This window comes from Streptomyces sp. NPDC054786 (assembly GCF_053611685.1).
Genome location: NZ_JBSHAW010000065.1, coordinates 23358 through 32032 on the forward strand (window position 1 = coordinate 23358; position 8675 = coordinate 32032).

10 protein-coding genes are annotated in these 8675 nt (G+C 71.2%); 2 read left to right on the forward strand and 8 right to left on the reverse strand.

Going from position 1 to position 8675, the window contains the following annotated elements; translation table 11 throughout:
- Positions 1 to 54: 54 nt before the first annotated feature.
- From ACWGI6_RS35620 to afsQ1, 3 genes are read right to left on the reverse strand one after another with little or no spacing between them, the layout of a single operon-like run.
- Positions 55 to 675 carry a hypothetical protein gene (locus ACWGI6_RS35620; protein WP_453271330.1) on the reverse strand — a complete coding sequence of 207 codons (621 nt, stop codon included), beginning with the start codon at positions 673 to 675 and terminating at the stop codon, positions 55 to 57.
- A complete protein-coding gene (locus ACWGI6_RS35625) occupies positions 672 to 2450 on the reverse strand; it encodes an ATP-binding protein (RefSeq protein ID WP_453271331.1) in 1779 nt (592 codons plus the stop codon). The genes ACWGI6_RS35620 and ACWGI6_RS35625 overlap by 4 nt, the downstream gene beginning before the upstream one ends.
- Positions 2447 to 3124 carry a two-component system response regulator AfsQ1 gene (gene afsQ1 / locus ACWGI6_RS35630; protein WP_026169550.1) on the reverse strand — a complete coding sequence of 226 codons (678 nt, stop codon included), beginning with the start codon at positions 3122 to 3124 and terminating at the stop codon, positions 2447 to 2449. The genes ACWGI6_RS35625 and afsQ1 overlap by 4 nt, the downstream gene beginning before the upstream one ends.
- A gap of 225 nt (positions 3125 to 3349) precedes the next feature.
- Here afsQ1 and ACWGI6_RS35635 point away from each other — a divergent pair, with 225 nt between their 5' ends.
- Positions 3350 to 4138 (forward strand): SigE family RNA polymerase sigma factor, encoded by a 789-nt coding sequence (locus ACWGI6_RS35635; RefSeq protein WP_453271332.1) that lies wholly within the window; start codon positions 3350 to 3352, stop codon positions 4136 to 4138.
- Between the two features lie 207 nt (positions 4139 to 4345).
- Here ACWGI6_RS35635 and ACWGI6_RS35640 read toward each other — a convergent pair whose 3' ends face one another.
- The gene (locus ACWGI6_RS35640; protein WP_453271333.1) at positions 4346 to 5032 is read right to left on the reverse strand and encodes a uridine kinase family protein; all 687 of its coding nucleotides are present in this window, start codon (positions 5030 to 5032) and stop codon (positions 4346 to 4348) included.
- A gap of 155 nt (positions 5033 to 5187) precedes the next feature.
- On the opposite strand from ACWGI6_RS35640, the gene ACWGI6_RS35645 reads away from it, so the two are divergent.
- Positions 5188 to 5589, forward strand: coding sequence for a hypothetical protein (locus ACWGI6_RS35645; protein WP_393906691.1), 402 nt, complete (start codon positions 5188 to 5190; stop codon positions 5587 to 5589).
- A 75-nt stretch (positions 5590 to 5664) separates the two neighbouring features.
- On the opposite strand, the gene ACWGI6_RS35650 is transcribed toward ACWGI6_RS35645, so the two are convergent.
- From ACWGI6_RS35650 to ACWGI6_RS35665, 4 genes are read right to left on the reverse strand one after another with little or no spacing between them, the layout of a single operon-like run.
- Positions 5665 to 6360: a hypothetical protein gene (locus ACWGI6_RS35650; protein WP_453271334.1), complete on the reverse strand. Its 696-nt coding sequence runs from the start codon at positions 6358 to 6360 to the stop codon at positions 5665 to 5667.
- A 4-nt stretch (positions 6361 to 6364) separates the two neighbouring features.
- The gene (locus ACWGI6_RS35655; protein ID WP_453271335.1) at positions 6365 to 7036 is read right to left on the reverse strand and encodes a hypothetical protein; all 672 of its coding nucleotides are present in this window, start codon (positions 7034 to 7036) and stop codon (positions 6365 to 6367) included.
- A 31-nt stretch (positions 7037 to 7067) separates the two neighbouring features.
- Positions 7068 to 8174, reverse strand: coding sequence for a WXG100 family type VII secretion target (locus ACWGI6_RS35660; protein ID WP_453271336.1), 1107 nt, complete (start codon positions 8172 to 8174; stop codon positions 7068 to 7070).
- On the reverse strand, positions 8171 to 8467 hold the full coding sequence (locus tag ACWGI6_RS35665) for a hypothetical protein (protein WP_453271337.1): 297 nt from the start codon (positions 8465 to 8467) through the stop codon (positions 8171 to 8173). The genes ACWGI6_RS35660 and ACWGI6_RS35665 overlap by 4 nt, the downstream gene beginning before the upstream one ends.
- Between the last annotated feature and the right edge of the window lie 208 nt (positions 8468 to 8675).

Consider the following 8675-nt stretch of genomic DNA (forward strand, 5'->3'; position numbering starts at 1 on the left):
CCCAATTGCGCCCGTCTTGGTCCGCCCCGTTCGCCCCCGTCGTGGCGCCCCGTCTCACCCCTCTTCCGACAACGGGTCACCCCACCCGGCGTTCTCCGCGATGTCCGGATTGGCCAGCACATCCGCCGAACAGTCGTAACGGTGCGCCGTATCGTCGCCCGGTCCGCCCAGCACCGCCGCATGCGTACGGCCCAGCGCCGTGCTCGCGCCGTACGTGCAGACCAGCTGCGCCAGCGCGAACGACGGCAGATCGTCCGGCCGGATGCTCAGCCGCAGCGCATCCACGGGGTCGCCCGTGCGGTGCTCCGTGACCTTCAGGTCCTGGGGCACCGCGCTGCTGAAGCCGGCCTTCTCCTCGTCGGCGGAGGGCTTGCGCTGCAGCTCCTGCAGCAGCGCACGGGCGGTCGGCAGCCGCGGGTCGGCGGCCTTGGACGGGGGCACCGTCCGCTCGACCTGTGCCAGCGCCGAGCCGCACACCAGATACACGCTTGCCTGCGGGCCCGCACCGGACGGGCCCGCAGGTGACGCGCTCGCCGGGGCCTTGCAGCTCACCCGTGAGGGCGCGCCGCCCGCGTCGACCGGTACGGACGTGCCCCGGATCCCGCACCCCGCGGCGGCGAGCGCGAGCATCGCCGCGGCGGCGGTGCGCCGTCCTGTCCGCCTGCCCGGCGTCATCGCCCGCCCTCCGTGCCCTCGTCGCCCGTGTCGCCGTTCCTCCGGTCGTCGTCCGCCAGAGGGGCGGCGTCCATCGGCAGCCGCAGGGTGAAGACCGCGCCGCCCTCGGGGAGATTGGCCGCGGTGATCTCCCCGCCGTGGATGTGTGCGTTCTCCAGCGCGATCGACAGGCCCAGACCGCTGCCCTCCGACCGTGGCCGGGAGGCGCTTGCCTTGTAGAAGCGGTCGAAGACGTGCGGGAGGACTTCCTCCGGGATGCCGGGGCCGTGATCCCGTACGCGGATCACCAGCTTCCCGCCCCCGGGCCGTCCCTCGTCCGGCGCCTGCCCGGACCGCTCCGGTCCACCGTCCCCGGCATCGGCGGCCGCATCGGCCTCGACCGCACCGCCCGTACCGCCACCGGCGGAGAGGGCCGTGCTGCCCCTCCTGCCGCCCTCGCCGTCGCCCGCCACGCCTTCCGTGCATACCGAGACCCGTACCGGCGAGCCACCGTGCTTGAGGGCGTTGCCGATCAGATTCGCCAGGATCACATCGAGCCGCCGTGGGTCCAGCCGGGCCACGATGCCGCGGTCCGCGTCCAGCTCGACCGCGTCCAGCCAGGCCCGTGCGTCGATACAGGCGGTCACCTGGTCGGCGACATCGACGTCGTCCAGCACCAGACGGGCCGTGCCCGCGTCGAAGCGGGTGACCTCCATCAGGTTCTCCACGAGGTCGTTCAGCCGCCGGGTCTCGCTGACCACCAGCTGCACGGCCGGCGCGATCATCGGGTCGAGGGAGTCGGCCTCCTCCTCCAGCACCTCCGAGACCGCGGTGATCGCGGTCAGCGGCGTCCGCAGCTCGTGCGACATATCGGCGACGAACCGCCGGGACGCCGCCTCGCGCCCGCTCAGCTCCTCGACCCGGTGCTCCAGACGCTCCGCCGTACGGTTGAACGTCCTGGAAAGATCGGCGAGTTCATCCGTGCCGGTCACCCGCAGCCGGGTGTCCAGGCGCCCCTCGCCGAGCTGCCGCGCGGCATGCCCCAGCCGCTGTACGGGCCGCAGCACCGTCGTCGCCGCGGCCTGCGCCAGCAGGGCCGAGCCGACCAGGGCGAGCGCCGTCGCGATGCCCAGCGACCAGGCCAGCGAGTTGAGGTCCTGCCGCTCGGTGGCCAGCGACTTCATCATGTAGCCGGTGGGCCCGCCGCCGATCACCTTCGCCCCGGCGACGAGGTAGGGGGTGTCCTCGACCTGCTTGCGCTGCCAGTACAGATGGTGTGAGTAGCGGTTGGACTCGTCGACCGGACGCACCTCGTTGACCGCGGTGCGCAGCGGCACCGGCACGTTCTTGAGCGTCAGCAGGTCCTTGCTCGTGGTGGCCGCGCAGTCCTTGCCCTCGCGGTCCACGCCGATCAGCAGCACCGCGTAGTTCTGCGGCCCGCCCGCCATCTGCCGTGCGGCATCCTGGAGTTCGGCGCACCGCGGATGCAGCGGCAGCGAGCGCGTACTGTCCTCCAGCGACTTACGGAAGTCATTGAGGACGGCGTTTTGCGTGCGGTCCAGAACGGTGTTGCGGTTGAGCCAGTAGGCGATGCCCGACGCGGAGACCGCGGCGGTCAGCGCCACCAGCGCAAAGACCACGACCAGCCGCAGCCGCAGACTGGTCCAGCGCAGCAGCCCCGACGGACGGCCCAGTATCCGCAGCACCCCCCGGCCGGCCTCGGGCGCGTCCGCACCCCCGGCCCCGCCGCCCGCACCGTCGTCCGTCGCCGTGCCGCTCGTGGAACGCTCCCTCACTGCGGTGAGTCCAGCCGGTAGCCGACGCCACGGACCGTACGGATCAGGGTCGGTGAGGACGGTACGTCCTCCACCTTGGCGCGCAGCCGCTGCACACACGCGTCCACCAGGCGCGAGTCGCCGAGGTAGTCGTGCTCCCACACCAGCCGCAGCAACTGCTGCCGGGACAGCGCCTGGCCGGGCCGGCGGCTCAGCTCCAGCAGCAACCGCAGCTCGGTCGGTGTCAGTTGCAGATCCTCGCCGTTCTTGGTGACGGTCATCGCCGACCGGTCGATCACCAGCGAGCCGAACGTCGCCGAGTCACTGGACTCGCGCTCGCCACGACGCAGCACGGCCCGGATCCGGGCGTCGAGCACCCGGCCCTGGACCGGTTTGACGACATAGTCGTCGGCGCCGGACTCCAGTCCCACCACGACGTCGATGTCATCGTTACGCGCGGTGAGCAGGATGATGGGCAACTGGTCCGTACGCCTGATCCGTCGGCACACCTCGAAACCGTCGATGCCCGGCAGCATCACATCCAGCACGATCAGGTCCGGGCGCTGCTCGCGCAGCAGCTTCAGGCCGTCCTCGCCCGTCGCCGCGGTCACCACACGGTGACCCTGGCGGGACAGGGAGAGTTCGAGAGCCGTGCGGATGGCGTCGTCGTCCTCGATCAGCAACAGGAAGGGCACGTCAGCCATTCTGGCCCATGGGACGCCGGGAGATCGACCAGTGGCGCTCTCGTACACAAGCCCCGCACGCGCGCGGCCCCCGCGACGCGCCGTACCTGCCCCTGTGACAGGCCTGTGACAGTCGGCGGACAACGCGATGAAACTGGCTTGGCAGTCTTTGGGGCATCGGGAGACATCAACACCCGAACACACCGAACGAGCTGGCTCTACGACGGGGGGCGCGAGATGAACACACTGCACGGCACCACTAACAGCGCAGTTATCACGCGGCTCCACGACGTCAGGACCAATGAGAAGTCCGGTTCCGGAGGGGGCACCTCCCACGGGGGAGGCCGGGGGTGCGCTCGCGGCATCGGGCGTCAGCGGCCGCCGTACATGGTGGCCATCGACGCCACGACGGTCACGGTCAACGGGGCCGACGGGGGAAACAACGGGGGAGCGCAGTACGGGGAGGACACGGGGGAACGGCGCTCCGCGTCGGAGGCGTCCGAGGCCGAAGCGGCCTTCACCGCCTACGTCCAGGAGCGCCGCGCTTCCCTGTACGCCACCGCCTACCACCTGACCGGTGACCGCTTCGAGGCCGAGGACCTGCTGCAGAGCGCGCTGTTCTCGACCTACCGGGCGTGGGACCGGATCAGTGACAAGGCGGCGCTCGGCGGCTATCTGCGCCGCACCATGACCAATCTGCACATCAGCGCCTGGCGCCGGCGCAAGCTCAACGAGTACCCGACCGAAGAGCTGCCGGAGACGGCGGGCGACGTGGACGCGATGCGCGGCACCGAGCTGCGCGCCGTGCTGTGGCAGGCGCTGGTCCGGCTGCCCGAGACGCAGCGCACGATGCTGGTGCTGCGCTACTACGAGGGCCGTACGGACCCGGAGATCGCGGACATTCTCAACATCAGTGTCGGCACGGTGAAGTCGAGCATCTGGCGCGCCTTGCGCCGGCTGCGCGAGGACGAGGTCCTCAGCTTCGGTCGTGACGAGGAAGAGTCCTTCGGCGAGCTGGTGGCCTGAGGATCGGGGGAGCCCGAGGGGGAACCGGGGGGAACGCCCGAGGGGTGAAGGGGATACGGGGGAACCGGCGGAAACGGAGAAATCCGCGCAAGCCGGACGTATCGGGGGATACGGGGGAAGAGGAAGCGGGTTCGGGCGGCCGGGGGGTCTGTCCGAGCCCGCTTCTTCGTGTGCGCCGGGAACGGGGGCGGTGCGGGAGCCGGCCCGTCAGGAACGTACGGCCGCGCCGGCCACATCCGCCGCCCGCGCCGCCGCTATCCGGGCCAGCGCCTCCGGCTTGGCGCAGGGGTGCGCGCCCAGCGCGGTGTGCCGGGCGACGATGGACCGCTCATTGCGCAGCAGGCGCAGTCCCCGGCGAACGAGATACGGGGCCGATTTGCGGCCCTCGCGCAGATCCCGCGCCAGCCGGCGGCGGAAGGTGGTGGAGGGGCGGCCGCGCAGACACAGCGCGTCGGCCAGCAGCCCCGCCGCACGGCAGTCCGCGATGACATCGGCGGCGAAGACGCCCTCCGCGATGAACAGCGGGGCGCCGCCGAGGTCGAGCCCCGACGCCCCGACCCGGGCGCTGGACGCGATGTCGTAGACCGGAACGTCCGTGCGCCCCGTACGGCACAGCGCCTCAATGGCCGCGACCGCGGCGGAGGCATCCCAGGACAGCGGCGCGTCCCAGTCGGTGCCGCCGCCCTCGGGCAGTTGCGGCAGCGTCGGGTCCGTCCCCTCCTTGTAGAAGTCGTCGAGACGGAGGATGGGCAGTCCGCTGCGCGCGGCCAGGGAGGTCTTGCCGGAGCCCGAGGGGCCGGTCAGCAAAATGACCCGGGTGGGGGCACCTCGCTGCTCTCGAAGCGGAGTCGAGAGCGTGGGGGAGGGCGGCTGGGTGCGGGAGTGGGAGCTCACGGGCACCCATTGTCGCGTATGGGGCCGTGTGGGGTACCCCTGGCGCGCGAGGTGGATCGGTCCTCCCGCCTCAACTACGCTACGCAGTCAATCGATTACCCGACTGCTCCCGCTCGTACAGCGCTTCGACCCCTTCGATCCCCAGGCAGGTGCCCATGCCCTCCCATGCACGTCCCAAGCCCAGCCGCGTTCCGCGCACTTTGCTGCGGGCGGGGCTGGTGATCTCCGCGGCCGGTGCCGCGATCGCGGCGGGCGGTGCGGCAACGGCGTCCGCCGCCCCCGCGTCCGCGGAACGCAGCACCGATACCGGCGCCACGGCCTCGGCGCTGACCGGCGCAGTGCTGAACTCCGCGGCCGGCGGCCTCGGCCCGGTCAAGAACCTCCAGGTGGACCCGCTGGCCAACACGCCCGTCGACCCGCTGGCCAACGCGGTCAGCACCCAGATCGCCGACTTCAAGCCGGTGGGCACGACGCTGCTGACCGGCGCTCTCTCGAACGGCGGCGCGCTCCAGGACCTGCCGCTGGTGGGGACGGTGACGAGGGTGCTGCCGGGGTGAGGCCGGCGCGGCGGGCGCTGCCCCGGCGGCCCTCGGCCGCCGGGACCGGTCGCGCCCGCCGCCATGCCGTCCGGGTCAGCGCCCCTGGAAGGCCGTGACCATCGCCTGCATGTCCTCCTGGAACGAACAACACAGCGCCGGCCACGAGCCGTCGACGAAGACCAGGTCGAAGCGGCCGCGGGGGAACGTCATGCGCGGCCTGGGCCGCAGCTCCGCGATGTTCGAGAGCTGTATCTGCACGGCGACCTCCAGCTCGGGCTCGCGCTCGCGCCACCCCGTGGCCTGGTCGGTCAGCACGAACAGCCGACGGTCGGTGATCGCTTGGTGCCGGGGCGAGCCACCCGCGTTGGTGACCTGGACGAGGAACCGGCCGGCCATGCTGGTCCAGCTGCCCTCCATGGTCGTGCCGAACAGTGCGCGGTTCGCGGCGTCGTCAACGGCGTCCTCGATGTCCTCCTGGGCCTCGTTCAGACCCTCCGCGACATTGCCGGCCGCGCGCGTCACCGGGTTGTCGAGCAGCCGGTTGTCGAGCAGGCGGCCACCGGCCGGCCGGCTCTCGGCCCTCCCGACCGACGGCTGCGACGCCTTGCCCAGGGCATCGCTCAGCTTCCCCAAGAGACCCTTCGCGCGCGGCGACCGCTTCCGTGGCACCCTGAGGTGGGCGGGCACGAGCGGGAGGTCGGGGTACTCGGAGTAGTCCCGGGCCTCCCACAGCTCCTCGCCGGGTTGGAGGAACCGGCGGCAGGGCGTGACATGGTCGATCTTCGGCATAGGGTCATTCTCTTCGGTTCCAGGCGGCGACGAACCCCTCCATGCGCTCGCGCGACAGGCTGCCCAGGGCGATCCACGAGCCGTCGACGAAGGCGACATCGAACCGCCCCCGGCTGATGACCTTCGGATGTGCCGCGACCCGGGCGATGTTCGTACGGGGCACCGCCACACCGAAATCCCACTGCGGGGCGGGGTTCCGCCAGCTCGTGTTGCGGTTCACGAGCAGGATCAGCCGGCGGTCGGTCAGCGCCTGACGCTCGGGCTCGCCGCCCGCGTTGGTCAGATCGGTCAGGAAGCGCCCGGCCATGCTGTGCCAGCCGCCGTCCATGACGGTGCCCCAGATCGCCCGCTCGGTCGCCCGGTCGGCGACGTGCTCCAGGTCGATCGCGGCATTCTCGACCCGGTGGCTGACGCGGTCGGCGGCCCGGGTCAGCGGGTTGTTGGTCAGCCGGCTGTTGCCCAGGGCCTCCAGCGGACGGCCCACCTTGCCCAGAACGCTCCCCAACGCGCCCCGTACCCGCTGTTCGAGCGCTGACGGCGGGGGCGGCGTACGAGGGGTGCGCAGTGGGGCGGGGACGGAGGGCAGCGCCGTGTTTTCGCAGTAGTCCGAGGCAACGATCAGCCTTTCCCCTGGCTGGAGAAAGGGCTGGAAACAGTCGCGGTAGTCCGGCCTCATCCGGCGCGGCTCCTCTCGTGGGGTGTGGTGCTCAGCCGAACGGGTTGTCGGGATCGCGCGGCTGCTGGGCGGCGGCCGGGCGGGTGACCAGACGGGGATCCTGCTCGACCGCGGGTTCGCGGTAGCGGCTGAGCGGGTCCTGGGCGACCGGCGTCCGGTCGGTGGGGATCCCGGTCACCGGCGGATCGTGGGCGGTGGGCGGCCCGGCGAAGTCCGACGCGGGCGGCAGGTGGACATCGCCGTGCCCGGAAGAGGACGGACCGCCGCCGTCGGACGAGGACTTGGCGCCGGTCAGCACCTCGTCGATCTTCTCGGCTGCGGCGTCGACGCCGTCCCCTATGGCCACCCCCGCCGCGGCGCCCACCGGATTGCCGGTGAAGCCGAGGCCGCCCATCACGCCCTTGGCGCCGTGCTTGATCGCCTTGTGCGCCTTCTTGGCGCCGTAGGCGATGGCGAACTTCTCCGCCTCACCGGCCTCCTTGATGTGCTTCCAGGTCCACGGCTTCCACTTCTTGACCTTGGAGAGCTTCTTCGCCTGCTTGAGCATCTTCAGGATGTTGGCGAGGGCCTTGAGCTCCTTGGCGAGCCGGTACACCAGGCCGGCGATACGGCTCGTGGCGATGCTGGCCTCGGTCGCGGCCATCGCGGCCTCGGCGGCCCACGAGAGACCCGCGGTCACGACGGTCAGCGCCACCGCCGCCGCCAGTGTGATCAGGGCCCACTCGATGAGTTCACGGATGACGGCCTCGACCATCTCCTGAGCCATCTGGGCCTGGTCGGCAGCCTGGTCCAGGACACTGGCCGTCTCGTCCATGTCATGGGCTTCCGCCTCCATGGCGGTTTCCAGCTCGGCGAGGTTGTGCTGGAAGGCCTCGGCGGACTCGCCGGTCCACTCGTGCGCAAGATCCGCCCGGTCGCGCCGCTGATCGGCCACGACCTCCCGGAGCTCGGCTGCCTTGTCCCGCCACAGCTTGGCCGCTTCCTTGAGCGTCTCGGGATCGCCGGTCACGCACTCCAGCTGATCGGCGAGCGGTTCGACGAGTGGACGCATGATCTCGTCCACGATGTCGCTCATCCCGCTCATCCAGTCGTTGACCTTGTTGTAGGCGCCGACTGCTGTCGATGCGGGCCCGCTCATCGGCCGCCACCCCCGTGGTGCACGCTGTTCATGGCCTGGACGACCTCGTCGTCGCTGTCCTGGTAGGACTGCGCCGTATCCGTGACGCCCTCGCCGATCTTCTCCTGCAAGGTGGCGATGTCCTCGAGCGTTTCCAGGACGTCCTCCTGGCGCTCCTCGTAATCCGTGCTGATTTCCTCGGACTCCGGAAGCTTCCCGAACGCTTCGCGGTGCACGGAGTGCGAGGCGAGGCTGCTGCGGATCGCCCGCACCCTCTCCGCCCGCTGGTCGGCACTCCTGGCGAATGCGTGCAAGGCTTCCTGAGCAGCGCTGAATTGCTCCGGCACAGATCTCCCCCGAAATGTTGTCGTGATGCCGTTGAAGATCAATCGTAGTTAAAGGTTCGGACAACCGCTGTGGGGCGCCCCCGGCGCAGGGGGGGCCCCCCCCCGGGGGTGGTGTCGCGGGGGGCCGGGCTCGACCGGCCCCCCCGACGCTATGGTGACGGTGTCATCGCAGACC

What these genes read in the sequence shown, in the direction of transcription:
- ACWGI6_RS35620 (WP_453271330.1), bottom strand. Translation starts at nt 675, where the DNA reads ATGACGCCGGGCAGGCGGACAGGACGGCGCACCGCCGCCGCGGCGATG.
- ACWGI6_RS35655 (WP_453271335.1), bottom strand. Translation starts at nt 7,036, where the DNA reads ATGAGGCCGGACTACCGCGACTGTTTCCAGCCCTTTCTCCAGCCAGGG.
- ACWGI6_RS35635 (WP_453271332.1), top strand. Translation starts at nt 3,350, where the DNA reads ATGAACACACTGCACGGCACCACTAACAGCGCAGTTATCACGCGGCTC.
- ACWGI6_RS35660 (WP_453271336.1), bottom strand. Translation starts at nt 8,174, where the DNA reads ATGAGCGGGCCCGCATCGACAGCAGTCGGCGCCTACAACAAGGTCAAC.
- ACWGI6_RS35645 (WP_393906691.1), top strand. Translation starts at nt 5,188, where the DNA reads ATGCCCTCCCATGCACGTCCCAAGCCCAGCCGCGTTCCGCGCACTTTG.
- ACWGI6_RS35650 (WP_453271334.1), bottom strand. Translation starts at nt 6,360, where the DNA reads ATGCCGAAGATCGACCATGTCACGCCCTGCCGCCGGTTCCTCCAACCC.